The sequence below is a fragment of the Streptomyces sp. NPDC057697 genome, assembly GCF_042799335.1.
Lineage (GTDB): Bacteria > Actinomycetota > Actinomycetes > Streptomycetales > Streptomycetaceae > Streptomyces.
The window spans coordinates 1,145,840-1,163,227 of the sequence record NZ_JBHVJA010000001.1; the positions used below are offsets into that span (position 1 = coordinate 1,145,840).

The 17,388-nt window shown below is 72.0% G+C and carries 15 protein-coding genes, 1 tRNA gene and 1 pseudogene; 10 read left to right on the top strand and 7 right to left on the bottom strand.

Going from position 1 to position 17,388, the window contains the following annotated elements; all coding sequences use genetic code 11:
* The first annotated feature begins 160 nt into the window (after positions 1–160).
* Positions 161–1,507, top strand: coding sequence for a tetratricopeptide repeat protein (locus tag ACFVFH_RS04980; protein WP_383763428.1), 1,347 nt, complete (start codon positions 161–163; stop codon positions 1,505–1,507).
* A 12-nt stretch (positions 1,508–1,519) separates the two neighbouring features.
* On the opposite strand, the gene ACFVFH_RS04985 is transcribed toward ACFVFH_RS04980, so the two are convergent.
* A complete protein-coding gene (locus ACFVFH_RS04985) occupies positions 1,520–2,116 on the bottom strand; it encodes a histidine phosphatase family protein (RefSeq protein ID WP_383763430.1) in 597 nt (198 codons plus the stop codon).
* 230 nt (positions 2,117–2,346) lie between these two features.
* Here ACFVFH_RS04985 and ACFVFH_RS04990 point away from each other — a divergent pair, with 230 nt between their 5' ends.
* From ACFVFH_RS04990 to ACFVFH_RS05005, 4 genes are read left to right on the top strand one after another with little or no spacing between them, the layout of a single operon-like run.
* A complete protein-coding gene (locus ACFVFH_RS04990) occupies positions 2,347–3,354 on the top strand; it encodes a phosphatase PAP2 family protein (protein ID WP_383763619.1) in 1,008 nt (335 codons plus the stop codon).
* A complete protein-coding gene (locus tag ACFVFH_RS04995) occupies positions 3,239–4,426 on the top strand; it encodes a hypothetical protein (RefSeq protein WP_383763432.1) in 1,188 nt (395 codons plus the stop codon). The genes ACFVFH_RS04990 and ACFVFH_RS04995 overlap by 116 nt, the downstream gene beginning before the upstream one ends.
* A complete protein-coding gene (locus tag ACFVFH_RS05000; protein WP_383763434.1) occupies positions 4,417–6,024 on the top strand; it encodes a hypothetical protein in 1,608 nt (535 codons plus the stop codon). The genes ACFVFH_RS04995 and ACFVFH_RS05000 overlap by 10 nt, the downstream gene beginning before the upstream one ends.
* Positions 6,021–7,355, top strand: coding sequence for an AAA domain-containing protein (locus ACFVFH_RS05005; RefSeq protein ID WP_383763437.1), 1,335 nt, complete (start codon positions 6,021–6,023; stop codon positions 7,353–7,355). Before ACFVFH_RS05000 ends, ACFVFH_RS05005 begins: the two co-directional genes overlap by 4 nt.
* Before the next feature lie 21 nt (positions 7,356–7,376).
* On the opposite strand, the gene ACFVFH_RS05010 is transcribed toward ACFVFH_RS05005, so the two are convergent.
* The gene (locus ACFVFH_RS05010; protein WP_383763439.1) at positions 7,377–8,225 is read right to left on the bottom strand and encodes a helix-turn-helix domain-containing protein; all 849 of its coding nucleotides are present in this window, start codon (positions 8,223–8,225) and stop codon (positions 7,377–7,379) included.
* Positions 8,226–8,239: 14 nt separating this feature from the next.
* Positions 8,240–8,593: pseudogene (locus ACFVFH_RS05015) on the bottom strand (DUF6879 family protein); the annotation flags it as partial.
* A gap of 950 nt (positions 8,594–9,543) precedes the next feature.
* Between ACFVFH_RS05015 and ACFVFH_RS05020 the strand changes: the two are divergent.
* Positions 9,544–9,753, top strand: a complete 210-nt coding sequence (locus tag ACFVFH_RS05020; protein WP_383763442.1) for a DUF397 domain-containing protein — start codon at positions 9,544–9,546, stop codon at positions 9,751–9,753.
* A 506-nt stretch (positions 9,754–10,259) separates the two neighbouring features.
* Here ACFVFH_RS05020 and ACFVFH_RS05025 read toward each other — a convergent pair.
* From ACFVFH_RS05025 to ACFVFH_RS05035, 3 genes are all read right to left on the bottom strand, one after another.
* On the bottom strand, positions 10,260–10,712 hold the full coding sequence (locus tag ACFVFH_RS05025; RefSeq protein WP_383763444.1) for a hypothetical protein: 453 nt from the start codon (positions 10,710–10,712) through the stop codon (positions 10,260–10,262).
* Between the two features lie 399 nt (positions 10,713–11,111).
* Positions 11,112–11,456 (bottom strand): hypothetical protein, encoded by a 345-nt coding sequence (locus ACFVFH_RS05030; protein WP_383763446.1) that lies wholly within the window; start codon positions 11,454–11,456, stop codon positions 11,112–11,114.
* Positions 11,453–12,166 (bottom strand): DUF6232 family protein, encoded by a 714-nt coding sequence (locus ACFVFH_RS05035; protein WP_383763448.1) that lies wholly within the window; start codon positions 12,164–12,166, stop codon positions 11,453–11,455. The genes ACFVFH_RS05030 and ACFVFH_RS05035 overlap by 4 nt, the downstream gene beginning before the upstream one ends.
* A gap of 217 nt (positions 12,167–12,383) precedes the next feature.
* Here ACFVFH_RS05035 and ACFVFH_RS05040 point away from each other — a divergent pair, with 217 nt between their 5' ends.
* The 3 genes from ACFVFH_RS05040 to ACFVFH_RS05050 all read left to right on the top strand — a co-directional run bounded on the left by ACFVFH_RS05040 (position 12,384) and on the right by ACFVFH_RS05050 (position 13,748).
* Entirely contained in the window at positions 12,384–12,725 is a 342-nt protein-coding gene (locus ACFVFH_RS05040) for a hypothetical protein (protein WP_383763450.1), read from the top strand.
* Positions 12,726–12,964: 239 nt separating this feature from the next.
* On the top strand, positions 12,965–13,684 hold the full coding sequence (locus ACFVFH_RS05045; protein ID WP_383763453.1) for a hypothetical protein: 720 nt from the start codon (positions 12,965–12,967) through the stop codon (positions 13,682–13,684).
* A tRNA-Lys gene (locus tag ACFVFH_RS05050) sits at positions 13,675–13,748 on the top strand. The genes ACFVFH_RS05045 and ACFVFH_RS05050 overlap by 10 nt, the downstream gene beginning before the upstream one ends.
* Before the next feature lie 66 nt (positions 13,749–13,814).
* Here the strand turns inward: ACFVFH_RS05050 and ACFVFH_RS05055 are convergent.
* Entirely contained in the window at positions 13,815–15,056 is a 1,242-nt protein-coding gene (locus tag ACFVFH_RS05055) for a M6 family metalloprotease domain-containing protein (protein WP_383763455.1), read from the bottom strand.
* A 451-nt stretch (positions 15,057–15,507) separates the two neighbouring features.
* Between ACFVFH_RS05055 and ACFVFH_RS05060 the strand changes: the two genes are divergently transcribed.
* Positions 15,508–17,307 carry a putative bifunctional diguanylate cyclase/phosphodiesterase gene (locus ACFVFH_RS05060; RefSeq protein ID WP_383763458.1) on the top strand — a complete coding sequence of 600 codons (1,800 nt, stop codon included), beginning with the start codon at positions 15,508–15,510 and terminating at the stop codon, positions 17,305–17,307.
* Positions 17,308–17,388: the final 81 nt, after the last annotated feature.

The following is a 17,388-nucleotide window of genomic DNA, read 5'->3' on the forward strand; positions in this document are numbered from 1 at the left end:
CCGCAAAGGGTGGCAGTTCATGGCGGATCACGGGCGAGATGCCCGCTTTGTACGGAAACGCTGCGTGTGTGGCTCCTCACAGCAGGTACGTTCTTGCTCCGCCGGGACACCGGAAGCAGGAGCCCGGTTGCAGACGAGCTGCAGAAGAAAGGTCCCCGCCATGGTGTCGACAGGGGCAGTTCCCAACCTCGCCTTCCGGCGGCTGCGCGGTCAGCGCTCCGCCGGGGAGTTCGCTGCCGCGGTACGCAGATCGGCCCGCGAGATCGGCGAGCAGGTCGCGTGCGACGCCCGGTACATCGGACGCGTGGAGTCCGGGGAGATCCGTTGCCCCAACTACGCGTACGAACGGGTCTTCCTGCACATGTTCCCCGGAACGACCCTGGCGGACCTGGGCTTCTCGCCGCGCGAATCCGTACGCGGCCGGGGGGCGCGGGCCACTGCCGACACCCCACCACCCCCCACGCTCCACAGCGACACCGACGAGGAGAGCGACGTGCTGCGTCGCGTATTGATGACGAGCGGCACCACCGCGATGGCGGCCGCCACCCTGGGCCTCGGCCCCCCGTCCGCCGCCGCCGTTCCCGACCCGCGCCGGGTCGGCGAGACCGAGGTGAGCGCCGTCGAGAAGGCGGTGCGGCAGATCCGGCTGCTCGACGACCGGCACGGCGCCGACGGCCTGTACCGCAGGGCGTCCCGGCCGCTGCGGGCGGCGTACGCGCTGCTCGACTCCGGGACGGCCGCCCGGCGCTCCACCGTCGACCGGCTGCACGCCGGAGCGGGCGAGCTGGCCATCTCGGTGGGCTGGCTGGCCCATGACTCGGGCCGCTTCGAGGACGCCCGCTCGCACTACGCGGAGGCGCTCGCGACGGCCCGGGTGGCCGGGGACGCGGCGCTGGAGGCGCACGCGTTCTGCAACACCTCGTTCCTGGCCCGGGACACCGGGCGGCCCCGGGAGTCCGTGCGCGCGGCGGAGGCCGGGCAGCGGGCGGCGCAGCCGCTGGGCTCGCCCCGGCTGCTGGCCCTGCTCGCGCTGCGGGAGGCGGGGGGCCGGGCGGGGCTCGGGGACCGTACGGGCTGCGAGCGGGCCATCGGCCGGGCGCACACCGCGTTCGGGCGCGGTCCGTGCGACGCCGACCCGGAGTGGATGACCTTCTTCCGGGAGGCGGAACTGGAGATGCTGGAGGCGCAGTGCTGGTCGACGCTGGGCGACTGGTCCCGGGCGGCCCGGCACGCACGGCGGGCCGCCCGGCTCCAGGACCCGCACTTCACCCGGAACCTGGCGCTGTACCGGACCGAGCTGACCTGGGACCTCGCCCGCGCGGGCCGGGTCGCGGAGGCGGCCGCGGCGGGCCACCAGGTGCTGGACCTGCTGGGCCGGGTCCGGTCGACCCGCATCCGGGCGATGCTGACGGAGGCGGTGACGGTGCTGGTGCCGCAGCGCTGCGTCACGGAGGTGCGTGACTTCCTGGAGCGGCACACGGAGGCGGCGAAGCCCGCCGCCTCGTAGCACCGCGGGCCCTCAGTGCTCCAGGTGACCGGTGTCGTTCCAGCGTTCGATCGCGGGTGCCCCGTAGGCCCAGCCCAGCACCGAGAGCGACGTCGGGTCGAGCCGGACGCGGGCCGCGAACGACACGTCCTCGCCGAGCCACCGCGCCCCCAGGGCCCGCAGGATGTGGCCGTGGGCGAAGACCAGGACGTCACGGTCGGCCGAGCGGGCCCAGGCCACGATCTCGTCGGCGCGGGCGGACAGCTCGGCCGGGGTCTCCCCCTCCGGCACCCCGTCGCGCCAGATGAACCAGTCCGGCCGGATCGCCTTGATCTCGGCCGGGGTCATCCCCTCGTACGCCCCGTAGTCCCACTCCATGAGCGCGTCCCACGGCTCGGCCCGGTCCGCGAATCCCGCGAGGTCACAGGTCTCCCTGGCGCGCACCAGCGGGCTGGTGCGCACTTCCAGGCCCGGCAGCTCTGCCCACGGTCCGCGCCGCAGCCGCTCGCCGAGGAGCTTCGCGCCCGCCCGGCCGGTGTCGAGGAGCGGGATGTCCGTCCTGCCGGTGTGGTTGCCGTTGACGGACCATTCCGTCTGCCCGTGCCGGGCGAGCAGGATACGCGGTGCCATGACGGCTCTCCCTGAACTGAGATCTGAGGCCGGCGATCGCGATGATGTGGATCATCCGGTTTTCCCATCATCGCGTACGTGCTCGCGAGGCAACCTGCGGGGCCGCGCCGACGTCCCACTCTGCGCGGAGAAATCTGCCCGCACGCGGGAATTCCGAAAGGACCCCGTGGGAATCGCGACCGGACCGCCCCGTACGGTTGAACGCCCGTCGTCGGTCGCATGAACACATGATGGAGAGCTTCCGGATGCAGCCTGCCAGCACCGCGCCCGTGGCGCGCCCGCGGCCCCGTTGGTGGACCGAGCTGCCGCTGTTGGCCCTGGTGTACGGAGCCTACTCGGCGGGCCGGCTGGTGGCGCGCGGCGACGTGTCCACCGCCGTCGACCACGGCCTGAGCATCCTGCGCCTGGAGAAGACGCTCCACATCAACCTCGAACACCCGCTCAACCGGCTGCTCACCGCGCACCCCTCGATAGGCATACCCTCCGACTTCGCGTACGCGTCCCTGCACTACCTCGTCACCCCGGTCGTCCTGGTCTGGCTCTTCCGCCGCCGCCGGGAGGTGTACCGCAGGGCCCGCACCTGGCTGATGACCTCCACCATGCTCGGCCTGATCGGCTTCACCCTGCTGCCGACCTGCCCGCCCCGGCTGCTGGAGGCCCGGCACGGCTTCGTCGACACGATGGCGCAGTACAGCTCGTACGGCTGGTGGGGGACCGAGGCCAGCGCCCCGCGCGGCATGGGCGGCATGACCAACCAGTACGCGGCGATGCCGAGCCTGCACGTCGGCTGGGCGCTCTGGTGCGGCATCCTGATCTGGCGCCACGGCAAGAACCCGTACGTCCGGGCCCTGGGCGTCGCCTACCCGCTGATCACCACCTTCGTGGTGATGGGGACGGCCAACCACTACCTCCTCGACGCGGTCGCGGGCGCCGCCGTGATGGGCCTCGGAGCGTTGCTGGCCCGGCCCGTGATGCGTCTCGCGGACCGGATCAGGGACCGGGTCGGGGCCCGCTTCCCGAGGATCGCCCCGGTCGCGGAGTCCCCGGTTGTCAGTGCCGGATGCAAGACTTCCGCGGGTGAGCGAATCCCCGGCCAGCGGACCACCTCCGCAGACTCCACCGATGCCGCCGCATCGGCCGACGCAGACGCCTCGGCCGGTCGCGTCCCCCGGGCCGACGCCGCCGCCCCCGCGGGAGCGGGAGCCGCGGGCGACGACGCTCCGGCAGCGACTCGCTGAGCTGCGGGGCCCGGCCGTCCCGCCGCGTCCGCTGGACGCCCGCGCGCTGGCCGCCCTGGCCGCCAACCCCGGCTGCCGCCGCCGCGCCCTGCTGGACGGCGCGGGGGTGGACAAGGCCGCCCTGGCCTCGGCGCTCGGCTCTCCGGCCCCCTACGGGCAGTCGCAGTTCGCCTTCGTCCGGGGCAACGCCTTCGAGGCCAGGGTCAAGGCCGACGGCGGCACGGAGCTGATGCGGCTGCTGCACGAGCACCTCGGCGGCGGCGGTGAGGAGCCGCACGGGATCGCGGTGCCCGATCTGACGGCGGCGGGCCCCGAGGGCCGCGCCGCACGCACGGCGCTGGCACTGCGGGAGGCGACCGAGGCGGGCGGCTGGGCGCTGCTGGACCACCCGATGCTGGCCCTGGAGGTGGCGGGCTCCCCCGCCTATCTGGAGCCGGACGCGGTGGCGGTGCACCCCGACGGCACCTGGACGGTCGTCGAGATCAAGTCCTTCCCCATGGTCGACGGCTCGGCCGACGCCGCGAAGGTCGGCGCGGCGGCCCGGCAGTCCGCCGTCTATGTGCTGGCGCTGGAGCGGGTCGCGGAGCGCACCGAGGGCGCCGAGGTCGGCCACCGGGTGCTGCTGGTCTGCCCGAAGGACTTCTCCAACCTGCCCACCGCCTCGGTGGTCGACGTGCGCAAGCAGCGCGCGGTCACCCGCCGCCAGCTGACCAGGCTGACCCGGATCGAGGAGATCGCGGCGGCCCTGCCCCCGGGCGCGGGCTTCGACCCGGAGCGCCCCCGGCAGCAGTTGGAGGCCGCGGTCGAATCGGTCGGCGCGGCGTACGCCCCGGAGTGCCTGGCCGCCTGCGAGCTGGCCTTCCACTGCCGGGCGAGGGCGCGCGAGGCCGGTGCGGTGGAGGCGCTGGGCCGGAGCGTGCGCGGCGAGCTCGGCGGGCTGACCACGGTGGGCGAGGTGCTGGCGGCGGCCGCGGGCAAGGAGGGCGATCCGGCGGATCCGACGGTCGCGGCCCTGCGCCGGGCGGCGGCGCTGCGCGCCGAGGCGCTGGCGGGCGGTCCGGCATGTCACTGATCAGCACCCTGGCCCGGCTGGAGGCCGTGGAGAGCGGCCGGGCACAGCCGATGGCGACGGTCCGGCACCGCCACCTCACCGACCGGCCGCTCGTCCTGGTCCCGCTGACCACGGCCGGTGAGGCGGGCGCCCCGCTGGGCGCGCTCGTCGGGACGGACCGGGAGGCGCCCCGGCTGCTGACGGTCGCGCAGCCGCGCGACCGGGACCTGCGGTTCTCGTTCCTCGCCGAGCTGGCCGAGGCGGTGCTGCCGCACATCGAGGCGTACGAGGACGTCGTCGAGCCCGCCGAGCGCAACGAGACCGACCCGGAGACCGGGAAGCGGACCAAGGTCGAGGTCGAGCTGTGCGCGGACGCGCCGCAGCTGATCGTGCCGAGCCGGGCGGGCATCGAGTTCGTCCGGCTGCTGGGCCGTTCCATGCGGTTCCGGCGCACCGCCGAGGACGACCCGGACGCCCCGTACCCCGCGCCCGCCCGGGTCCCGCTGCTGGGCCGCTGGCTGACGCACTACGGGGAGCGGGCCAGGGTGCCCGGCTCCTCGCTGCTGCTCGCCACCACCGATCTGCTGAACCGACACTGGGCGACCGGGCAGAGCAGCCTGGAGGATCAGCATCTGGGTGCGCTGCTGGCCTGGATCGACACCCCGGAGGGCGAGTCGGGCGCCTCGGCGGCGCTCCGGGCGGAGCTGGCGCGGGACGGCGAGGGGCAGCTGCTGTGCCCGCCCGCCGGTCCGGCCACGGACCCCGCGTTCGACAACCGGCTGCTGGCGCCCGCCATCGAGAAGTACGACCGGGCGCGCACCTCGCTCGCGGCGGCGGAGGACGGCCTGGCGGCCGATGCCCGGCTGGGCGAACTGACCGCCGCCGAGCGGGAGATCAGGGCGCTGCTGGCCCGGGTCACCCGGCCGACGTGGGACGCGGTGTGGCGGGGCCTGGATCTGCTGCGGGAGCTCCCCGAGGGGGCCAGGGCCGAGGACCGCTGGACCAGGGACCGCTGGTCGTTCACGGGCCACCGGGACCGGGTGCGTTCGGGCGAGCCGCCGCAGCCGCGCCGGGACGACGCGGTGACGGCCGCGCAGAAGCTGGCCTCGCGGGAGACGGCGCAGGCCCAGCTGGAGGCCCAGGAGGCGCTGGACGATCCGCTGGTGCTGGCCGGGCGGCGGCTGGCCGGTGAGGCGTTCGTCGCGGAGGTGGCGGAGGTGGTGATGGCGTACAGCGAGTCCAAGCGCCCGTCGCCGCGCCCGCTGGTCACGGTCCGCACGGAGGAGCACCCGCATCTCGGCGAGCGCACCAAGGTGTACCGCTCCCTGGAGGGCAGGCCGCAGACCGCCGAGTTCGTGGGGTACGCCGAGCCGGACGACGGGGGCGCGCCCCCGCTGGTGCTGCGGATCCTCGACCGGATGGGCCGGGGCAAGGAGCCCGCCCCGGGTTCGTTGCCCGAGCCTGGCGACCGGATCGCCTGGACGCTCTTCGAGCACGATCAGCGCGGCGGCCCGAAGCTGCCGGACCCGGAGGCGACGCCCTGGACGCACGGCGGCCCGCCGGGTGCGGCCGGGCTCCCCGAGCATCCCGACCCCGTGACCGCGGAGGACCTCCTGTGACCGCCGTATCCGACCCGGGCGCCCAGGCCGCTCGGGCCACCGACGCGATCCTCGCCGACACCCTGGGCGGTACGTCGCGCGGCATCGTGGTGGACTCCCCGCCGGGCGCGGGCAAGTCGACGCTCGTGGTGCGCGCCGCGCTCGAACTCGCGGCGGCCGGACATCCGCTGATGGTGGTCGCGCAGACCAACGCCCAGGTCGACGACCTGGTGGTGCGGCTGGCGGAGAAGGATCCGGGGCTGCCGGTCGGCCGGCTGCACAGCAACGACACCGACCCGTACGACAAGGCCCTGGACGGGCTGGCCAACGTACGGAAGTCGGCGAAGGCGTCCGATCTCGCCGGGCTCGACGTCGTCATCTCGACGGCCGCCAAGTGGGCCCATGTGAAGAACGTCGAGCCGTGGGGCCACGCGATCGTGGACGAGGCGTACCAGATGCGTTCGGACGCGCTGCTGGCCGTCGCGGGGCTCTTCGAGCGGGCGCTGTTCGTCGGCGACCCGGGCCAGTTGGACCCGTTCTCGATCGTCGGCGCGGACCAGTGGGCGGGGCTCTCCTACGATCCGTCCGCGAGCGCCGTCTCCACGCTCCTCGCGCACAATCCCCGGCTGCCGCAGCACCGGCTGCCGGTGTCCTGGCGGCTGCCCGCCTCCGCGGCTCCGCTGGTCTCGGACGCGTTCTATCCGTACACCCCGTTCCGCAGCGGTACGGACCACGGCGACCGGCGGCTGTCGTTCGGCGTCGCGTCCGACGGCTCCGCCCCGGACCGGGTGCTGGACGAGGCCGCGGAGTCCGGCTGGGGCCTGCTGGAACTGCCGGCCAGGCACACCCCGCGCACCGACCCGGAGGCGGTGCGGGCGGTGGCCCTGGTGGTCCGCAGACTGCTGGACCGGGGCGGAGCGGCGACCAGCGAGCGCTCCCCGGACCCGGTGCCGGTGACGGCGGACCGGGTCGCGGTCGGCACCGCCCATCGCGACCAGGCGGCGGCGGTCCGGGCGGCGCTCGCGGAGCTGGGGGTGACGGGCGTCGCGGTGGACACGGCGAACCGGCTCCAGGGCCGGGAGTTCGACGTGACGGTGGTCCTGCACCCGCTGTCCGGCCGCCCCGACGCCACGGCCTTCCACCTGGAGACGGGCCGGCTCTGCGTCCTCGCCTCGCGCCACCGGCACGCCTGCGTCGTGGTCTGCCGGGCGGGCGTCACCGAGCTGCTGGACGAGCACCCGTCGACGGAGCCGGTGCAGCTGGGCGTCACGGTGAAGTTCCCGGACGGCTGGGACGCGATGTTTACCACATACCTTCACCTCCTGGAGCACCGTGTGTCCTGGCGGCCGTGAGCTGCGGTGACGCGCAGGCAGTCAGTCCAGGGACGCCAACGCACCCGCTATGAGAGAACGTGCAGCCGCTCCCCTCACGGCTTCCTGTGACAGCCGCTCAAAGGCCCGGCTGTACAGCTCGACCTGGCTGGGCTGCGTGAGGGTGGCGGCAGCGTCCAGGGTGTCCGCGTGCACCCTGGTGTCGTCGAAGATCGTGAAGGTGGGCATGGGCCACACCGCTCGTTGAGCTGAGAACGGAATGAGCCCTACGGCAACGTTCTGGAGATCCATGACCCCGAGCAGGTGACCAAGCTGTGCCGCCATCGTCTCGGCGCTGCACAGCCGGTACCGCAACACCGACTCCTCCAGTACGAACGAGAACCGGCGTACGCCGTTGCTCAGCACCTCGTTACGCCTCATACGGGCCGCCACAGCATCGCTCACGTCGTCCGGAGTCCCCCGGAAGTGTGCGATGGAGGACAGCAGGGCAGTGGCGTATCCGGGTGTCTGGAGGAATCCGGGGATCACGTCGGAGACGTAGACCCTGAATATCTTTGTCTGTTGGTACAGATCCCCAGTGGACTCCTGCAAGCGGCGGAGACCGCTTCGCTGGAGTCGCCTCCACTGCACATGAGCATCTGCGGACTGTCTATTGGCAGCGATCAAGTCGGGGGTCTGGTCATCGGCGGCGCAGGCCCGGCACCACGCTTTGATATCCGCGTCGGAGGGAGGGGTCTTGGCGTTCTCGATGCGGGAAGACTTCGACTCCGACCAGCCGCATGTGACGGCCAGCTCCCGCCCGCTGATCCCCGCATCCTTCCGGATCTCGCGCAGACGGCTGGCCAGCTCTTCACGGGCCTTCTGAACGCGTGAGGAGGGGTGTGGGGGCATGGAGCCGGCTTTCGTCAGATCTCGTACAGGTGGTGCGGGATCGCTCGCTCCCAGACCGCTTCGAAGGCGGCGGAGCACAGCTTCACGGCTTCCAGGTCCGCCGTGATCTCGTCCTCCACCACCGCGCCGTCCCCCGAGAAGTGGTGGACCCGGAGCAGCAAGTCATCGAACAGCCAGAAGTCGTTTCCCGGCAGGGGAATGGTGGTTGCCCGTCGCCGGGGCAGCCAGCGGACTTGCTCCCCCGCTGTGACGTTGGCATGAGTGACGTAGTGCTCCCAACGGATGTAGTCCGATACCGGCTCGGAGACCACCCGCGCCCTTCGGATCACCACACCCCTGGCCACGGTGTCAGCAATCAATTGGTCATGCAGTGGTCCCGGTCCGTGTCGGGGTCGATTCCAATGAACTCCACGGCCATGGTCGGCTCCCTGGTCCAGGTGCTTGCTCGGGCTTGCATCAGCTTCGCTGACCTGTGGAGACAGCGTCAATAGCGCTACTGGCCAAGCCAACTGATGTGCAAGCTCATGCAAGTTCATGGAGCCCGACACTCGCCACTTCCTACCGTCGGCACATCGACGCAAAATCGATCGGGAGAGTGCGGTGCTATGGGCGAGAGCAAGGCGCGGGACACCGAAGCGGCTGATCGTCTGAGCAGCAGTGAAGCCCGACAATTCCTATCGCGTCTCCCCGGGGGGGCTCGGCGTCGGCGGTGTACTCCTGGTGCAGAAGTCTGACTCTGGCGCGGAAGGCGCCGACCTTGCACCGGGTTCTGCTCTGCGATGGACCAAGTGCGAGTGCGGCAGCCCGAAGTGCCCCGACCATGAGCCACCGGCCGAACTGCTGTCCGAACTCCTGAGCGCCAGGGTCGCCGAGGCCAACAGGCGGAGTCGTAGAGGTGGGCTGTGACCCCTGCGACCGCGACGAGACCAGCCAAGATATGCCAGGCCCGGAAGGCCCTGCCGAAGGCCGCAGCGACGCTTCCCGTGCCCGCGACCTATTGCGGGCTGTGCACTGGGCACCGTTCGATCTGGTGTCCCGACTGTTTCGGGTTCGAGGGGTGTCGGACCTGCCGCCGCACTTACAAGGTGCCCTGCCCTGCCTGTGCGGCGGCACGTCGGAACCGATCAGATGGTGAGAACCCACGTCTCCGTCCCTGCCGGACGTAACCGAATTGGGCCCCCGTACCCGTTCGGAATCTCGGCGGGGGCGGCGCACGCCCCCGCCCCGGTGGTGGAAAACCCTGGACAGGTCGAGCGGCCGGGGCGGGTTGCTCACACGGGGACCGCTTCCCCGCACGCATGGCGAAGGGATACGCACGATGGCCACAGTTCCCGAATTCGAGTTCCGCACGTCGAGCGCGTGCCAGTACAACAACAACGACCCCCGGTGTGTGGAGGTCGCGACCAACATCCCCGGCAAAGTGGCCGTCCGTAACACCGCCAACGGCCGGACGGTCGAGTTCACGGCTGTGGAGTGGACCGACTTCCTGAGCGGTGCCAAGCTGGGAGAATTCGACGTCACGGCATAGGGAGTTGTCATGCAGCAGTGCCCCCGGTGCGGTGGCAGCGCGGTTGGTGATCCGGAACACTCCGGGGTGATGCGCTGTATGTCGTGCTGGGAAGTGTGGGCGCTGCCTGCTGAGCGACGTTGTCCGGGCGCAGGCCGGGGCACCTTCGCTCCCGCGCTGCGGATGCTGGAGGAGTTCCGGGACCTTCGGCGCTGACCAACAAGCGAACGCCCCTGCCATTCTCGGCAGGGGCGTTCCTTGGTTTGTTCGAGCGGTTCGGAGCAGAGCCAGGAAGGGGCTGGCAGGGGCGAACGGTTCCGACCGCCTCACTGGCTCACGCCCTGGAGCCTTCTTCGGGGCCGGTCGGTAGGTGTCCATCTGTACGACCGTGGCACGGTTCGGGTCACGTTCCGGTCCGGCCGGCATCGCCTCCGCAACCGTTTCTGTGGACTCAGCGTTTCCGGAAGTGTCACCACGGAGTGCGAAAACCGTTGCCGGTCGGCCTGTCTTGCCCGACCGTTCCACGGTCACTGTGATTTCGGGCAGAGCCTTGATCTCTGCGGCGGTCGCTCCGACGTACGGAAGCACCTGGGAGGATGCAGCCCGACCGCCGTGCAGTTCGATCCGGGCCCGCACCTTTGGATTCCGCTGCGCCGGGCCGTTCCGGGCTTGGTGGATTCGGTCAGGGACTGGAACGCGTGCTCCGCGCCGATCCACCCGAAGTGGTCCGCGTCGAGCGGGAAGAACCGGCGGTAGTACACGCCGACGCCGTGCACCCACAGCGGGACCCGGTCGGCGCCGACGACGCTGCACGGCTCACCTGCGCCCTCCCGATGGCCGCGCGCCAACTCGCGTACGACGAACACCCGGTCCGCCTCGCGCAACCGTCCGGCGTCGATGCGGGACACGTCACCGCACAGATAGACGGTCTTCCCCGCGAGACCGGGCGATCCGGAGGCACGCTCCTCCGGCGTGATCACGGCCCCGAAGAATTCCCTGACCAGGACCGCCGCGTCGTCCCCCGCCCCCCCGGCTCCCCCAGTGCGACCAGGACGTTGCCCGCATCCTCGATGCGGGCTTCCGTCGGCTCCGTCGCGTACATCACACGGCCCCCGCTGTCCGCAGATCTCATGGCAACGGCCCGCGCTCTTCCCTCCGCGTCGCGAGACACGGCGAAAGGGAGCGGACCGGTGTCCCCGATGCTCTCACGGGGGCGCGACGGGGAACATCGGATTCCCCGGGCGGGCACGGTGAAGTTCCCGCAGGACGTGACGTCCGCGCGGGCTCGGCCCCGGCGCGGGGAGGGGCCGGGCGTTGCGCGTGCCGCCGCGCCCGGCCGGGCCGAACAGCTGTGGGTCGTTACGACCCGTTACGACCCTCTACAAGCCGAGGAGTTGGCGGATTCCGTTCACCGCGCTCTCGATCGGCTCCCGCAAGGACCCGGCGGTCGCGACGATGCCCGCGATCGCCGTCAGCGCGTTGAACCGGGCCTGCGGCTGGACCGCGGCGTCCGGGGCGAGGGCCGGGAGGGCCGCGTCGATCCGTTGCGCGTCCGCGGGCGCCACCACCGCCCGAAGCTCTTGCAGCTTCACGGTCAACTCGGCCAGCGCTGCCTGGAGTTCGGGGCTCACGGCGGCCGGTGCCATGTTCTTCACCATGCCGATGTTGCCGGTTCCGTGCACATTGACGTTGTCGCCCGCGATGTGGAAGTTGTCGCCGCTCACTGTTTCACCATTCCCGTATTGCCCGAGCCGCCGTACATGTTGACGTTGTCGCCGAACTGGTAGTTCTTCGGGTTGATCATGAGGGTGTCGACCTTCACCTGGAACTCGACGTCCGGGTTCTCGATCGCGTTCACGACATGGCCGACCAGTTCATTGAGGTGGGGGATGTTCTTGCTGGTCACCAGCGCGGTCGACAGGCCGGACGTCTCGACGGCCAGCACCCAGTGGGCGCGGGCGGTGAGGACCATCAGCAGCTCCACGCCGGAGAAGACGAACGCGATGAGGCCGCCGGTCTGGACGAGTCCGGTGATCGAGCCCGAGTCCTCGCTGGAACCGAAGCGGGTGATCCCGTCGAGGATCAGCAGACCGAACGCCACCGCGAGGATGAGGGCGAGCCGTTTGAAGAAGCGCACGGTCGCCTCGCCCCGTTTCGGGGTGAGCAGGAAGGTGTAGACGCGTGTGATGTTCCGCAGGGGGTAGGCCGCGCCGCCGACCCACAGCAGCCGCTTGCCGACCCGCAGATCGACGCTGCCGCCCAGGTGCGGGGGGAGCGGTGGCGGGGGAGGCGTGGGCACTCGGTTCTGCCAGGGCCGGTCGCCGCCGGTCGGAGCGGGCGTGCCACTCGCAGCGGGCGTGCCGCTCGGCCGCCGGGGCGGTATCGGCGGCGTGTGCCGGGGCGGCTCGGCCGCCGGCTTCTCGGGTTCTTCCATGACCTGTCGTCCCCCCGGAAAAGTGATGCCCCTCACTGGGGGGAGAACCCTAGCGGGGTGTACGCCCGCGGTGACACCCTTTTCCGGCCATGGAGCGCACCCGGGCCGTGGCCCGCGGCACGGCGTCGGCGGCTCCGGACGGTGGGGGACTTGCGGGGGGTTGGACAATGGAGGGTGGCCGTCGGGACGGTCCGGTGACTCAAGGAGGCAACACCCCATGGCACAACCCGAGCGGAACGGGCAGCAGCGGATGCGCCCCGCACCCCTGCTCTTCGAGCCGTCGGCGGCAGTCGCCGATCCGGAGCACTTCTTCGACCTGGAGTCGATGGACGATCCGAAGGAGCTGCTGTCCCGCGCCACCGAGCTGACCCTGGCGTTCCGGGCCGCGACCGACCGGGCGGTGGAGTTCCAGGCGATCGCCGCCGCCCAGCTCGCCGATCCGCGCCGGTTCGACCGGCTCACCACCGCGGACATCGCGGAGCGCGCGCAGTGGACCGAGGACTATGCCAAGAAGATGGTCGAGTTCGGCCGGAGTCTGCTGGGCGGTGCCGCGCCCTGACGGCCGCGGGGCCCGGCGCCGGCCGTGCGGGCGGCCGTGACCGCGGTCGTCGCGCGGACGAGTTCCGCCGCACAGGTCGGACGCCCGGATTCCGGCGGACGGCCGGGCGGGGCCGATGCTGACTCCGGGTTGAACCACTGGCATATGCCCGAGCGCAAGATACTCCCCCGCCCCCCGGCCTGTCCCGGTTTCCGGCAACTCTCGGAATCCGCTTGATCACTCCAGGTAGACATGTCGGCATGAGCGCATGGCTGCCAGACAACTCGACCCTGCACCACGGCGACGTCCCCCGTCCGCACGACGCCGACGTCTTCGCCGTACTGCGGAACCAGGCCACGCACCAGACGGCCCAGCTCACGGCGGCCGGTGCCGCCTGGCTGGCCGGCGCGGCCGCGTATCCGCGCAGCACACTGGCCCAGTGGGAGGCGCACCCCTCCTCGCCGGGGGTGCTGCCGTGCGGATCGGCCTTCGACGTGGTGAACGTGCCCACGCTCTTCGGGCGCCGGATGCTGGAGCACCTGTGGTCCGACGGCCCCGGCTCCGGACCGGTGGCTACCCATCGCGGGCGGATGCTGCTGTTCGCCTCGCCCGGCACCGCCCAGCGGCTGCCCTCGCTGCTCGACTGGGAGGAGTGGGGCGGCGGGGCCGAGCCGCGGGCCGCCCTGGGGCCTCGGGGGCGGGCCGACGGCGAGGACGGCGACGGCAGGGTCCCGCCGCTGCTCTGCCACGGCACCGGGGACGCGGTGACCGTACCGCCCCTGACCTGCGCCCCGGGCTCCCCCGGCCCCCGCTGGCTGGTCGCGCCCGACACCCGCAACCCCTGGCTGCCGGGCCCCGACGTACTGCTCTGGGCCTGTGTGCGGGTGACCAGATCGGCGCCCTCGTCGGCGGCCAGGAATTCGATTTTTCCTCCCGCCGATCCGGATGCTAATGTCTACGACGTCAGCAGGCGCCGCTAGCTCAGTTGGTTAGAGCAGCTGACTCTTAATCAGCGGGTCCGGGGTTCGAGTCCCTGGCGGCGCACAGACGGAAGAAGCCCCTCGCGGAAGCGGGGGGCTTCTTCGTTCGGGCCGGACGGGGGCGGGTCCCTCAGGTTCCGGTGGTGATCCGGACCGTCCAGGCGCCCGAGGGCTTCCGGTCGGCGACCTCGACCCTGGCGTGCCCGCCGGGGATGCTGTACGTCTCGCCGACCCGCAGCGGGGCGTCCGCGAGCGGGGCGTAGACCGAGCGGTCCCAGCAGGCGTCGGTACGGGGGTGGGTGTCGAGGACCTCGACCGGGCCGCCGCCGGACGGGGTCTCGTTGCTCACCCGGTAGAGCAGGACACCTTCGGTGCAGGTGGTGCTGTCGTTGCCGGTGGCGCTACGGGCCTCGATGGCCACGGCGCTGTTCTCGCCGGTCCTGATCACCGCGAGCCGGGTGCCGATGGAGGCCCCGGGTTCCGGCGCGGCGGCCATCGGCTCCAGGGTGATGTCCCGGCTGCGCTGGACGCAGACCACCTGTCTGCGGTCGAGCCAGCCCAGCTTCCACTTGTGCCAGCCGAAGAGGTCGGGCGCGAGTCCGAACTGGCTCCCCATCACGTCCCAGTCGCCGACGTAGGTGTCCCAGTCGCCCTTGCCGTCGGACGGGCGGTGGTAGAGGTCCGGCAGGTCGAAGACGTGCCCGGTCTCGTGGGCCAGCACATTGCGGTCCGGCGGATGCTGTTCGAAGACGGTGACCACGCGGCGGATCTCCGTGCCGTCGGCGTGCAGCGGCCGGTCGAAGTTGACGACCTTGGTGGCGTCGGAGTCGACCCCCGGGGCGTCCGGGTCCGCGACCAGGTAGACGATCCCGTACCGGGAGAAGTCCACCTTCGGATCGGCCACGGCGATGGCGTCCCGGAGGTAGGCGGCGCGCCCGTCGTCGTCCCAGTCGCGGCGTATGCCGTACCGGTCGGAGGTCCTGGGCATCCTGATCCACTGCCGCATCGGGTGCGGGCGCAGGGTGAACTTCCCGTACGAGGCGCGCTGGAAGAACCGGGTGGTGGCGGGGAAGTGGTCGGCGGCGAGCTCGGCCGGGGCGACCGTGGGGGTGTGGTCCGGGAAGGACAGGAAGATCATGACCGCGTCGAGGGGGTGGTCGGGCCGGGGGTACGCGCCGTTCCAGTCGCTCAGCCCGAGCGAGTGGTGGGCCTCGGTCCGGGTCAGGGCGCAGGGTCCCTCCGCCCCGGTGGCGGCCACGGCGGGCCCGGCGACGAGGGAGGTGGCAGCGAGCGCCAGGAGAGAGGTCACGGCGGCGCCGACGGAGCGCAGGCTCGGCCTCTCGACTCCCCCGGGTCTGTGCTGACGCGGCACGACTACCTCCGGGTACGAAATGCGGTCACCCACTCACCCTGTGTCGGCCCGGGGCCCGCGTCCTGTTGGGCTGCACCAGTCGAGTCAGCGGACGATCATGACCCTGACCCTCACAGACAGTCACAATCGGTCATCGAGGTTGCGCAGGAGAACGCAAACACTCAGAAGTGATCGGTTACGGGCAAAACGGAGCCCTGCGCGAATGGCCCATGCGGGGCGAACGCGGGGCATGGAAGGGTCGGGCGCTGGAACGGCCGACGCACCAACCTCTATGCTTCACCAGGCTTTCCCGCGCGATTCCCGCCTTCGACCCAGGCGCTCCGCGCGACGGGCCAGTCCGGCCACACCTGTTCAGGACAGAACCGCACGGCGGGAGCGATCGGTGAGCGGAACCCCCGAAGGGCGCGGGCCCAGGGCGGGCACACCCCGGCATTCCGCAGGACCGGCGGCCATGGATCGTCACGCTCCGTGGCCTCCGGCCGAGGGCGGGTGCTCCGAGCCGCACGGCTACCGGGCCGCGTTCCTGGCCGCCACGCTCCCGATGGCCGTGGTCGACCACGAGGGCCTGGTGGTCACCGCCAACGAGGCCCTCGGCACCCTGCTCGGCCGCCCCGCCCCGAGGCTCACCAGCCAGTCCGCCGCCGATCTGCTCGACCTCGCGGCGGACGGCCGGACCTGGCACGCCTACCGCGAGGTGCTGCACGGGCGGCGCTCACGGTTCCGCTGCACCCACCGGCTCAAGCACCCCGACGGCCGCGCGCTGTGGGCCGAGGTCACCGTCGTGCCGATGCCCGACCGGGCGGCCGGCGCGGACGACGGCCCCGGGCCCGGCCGGGTGCTGCTCTCCGTCTCGGACATCAGCGACCGGCGCGAGCTGCAGAAGCGATTGCGCCACCTCCAGATGCACGACCCGGTGACCCGGCTGCCCAACCGGACGCTGTTCTTCGAACGGCTCTCGGCGGTGCTGGAGACCCCGTCGTACGACGACGGCGTCTCCGGACACGGCCGGGTCGGGCTCTGCTACCTGGACCTGGACGGCTTCAAGGCCGTCAACGACACGATGGGCCACCGGATCGGCGACCGGCTGCTCGCCGCGGTCGCCGCACGGCTCACCGACTGCGCCGCCCAGGACGGCCCGCGCCGCTCCGGCGCCCATCTGGTGGCGCGCCTCGGCGGCGACGAGTTCGCCATCCTGGTCGAGGACTCCGCCGGTACGAAACAGCTCACCGACCTGGCCCGCTCGGTCCTCGCCGCCCTTCAGCAGCCCTTCGACCTGGCCGGGCAGCGGCTCTCCGTCTCCGCCTCGATCGGAGTGGTGGAGCGGGCCGTGGCCGGCACCTCGGCCACCGGTCTGATGCAGGCCGCGGATACCACGCTGTACTGGGCCAAGGCGGACGGCAAGGCCCGCTGGACGGTCTTCGACCCGGAGCGCAACGCCCACCGGATGACCCGCCAGACGCTCTCGTCCAATCTGCGGCCCGCCGTGGAGCGCGGCGAGTTCACCATCGAGTACCAGCCGCTGGTCGGCATGGCGGACGGGGTCGTGCGCGGGGTGGAAGCCCTGGTCCGCTGGAACCATCCCCAGTTCGGCATGCTCTCGCCGAATCGGTTCGTCGCCATCGCCGAGGAGGACGGCTCGATCGTCCAGCTCGGCCGCTGGGTGCTCCAGTCCGCCTGCCGGCAGGCCCGGCGCTGGCAGCTGGAACACCCCGCCGACCCGCCGCTGTTCATCAGCGTCAACGTCGCCGTGCGCCAGGTCTGGGACTCCGATCTGGTCACCGACGTCGCGGAGATCCTCGCCGAGACCGGTCTCGACCCCTCGCTGCTCCAGCTGGAACTGACCGAGTCCGCGGTGATGGGCTCGGCGGGCCGCCCGATCCAGGCGCTCCAGGCGCTGAGCGAGATGGGCGTGCGGATCGCCATCGACGACTTCGGCACGGGCTATTCCAACCTCGCCTATCTGAGCCGGCTGCCGGTCTCGGTGCTGAAGCTGGACGGCTCCTTCGTCCGCGGCTTCCGCTACGACGACGGCGCCCATCCGAGCCCGGCCGACGAGACCATCGTCGAGGCGATGGTGCAGCTGGCGCACCGGCTGGGCCTGACCGTCACCGCGGAGTGCGTGGAGACGGCCGGCCAGGCGGAACGGCTGCGCAGGATCGGCTGCGACACCGGCCAGGGCTGGCTGTACTCGCGCGCGGTGGCCCCGGAGCGGATCGCCGAGCTGATCGGCACCCGCCCGATGCAGGGCTGACGTGGCACGGCCGTCCGGACGGCCGTGCCACGACCGGGATCAGCGCGTGGGCAGTCCGTAGGCGTCCGCGATAAGCGCGTA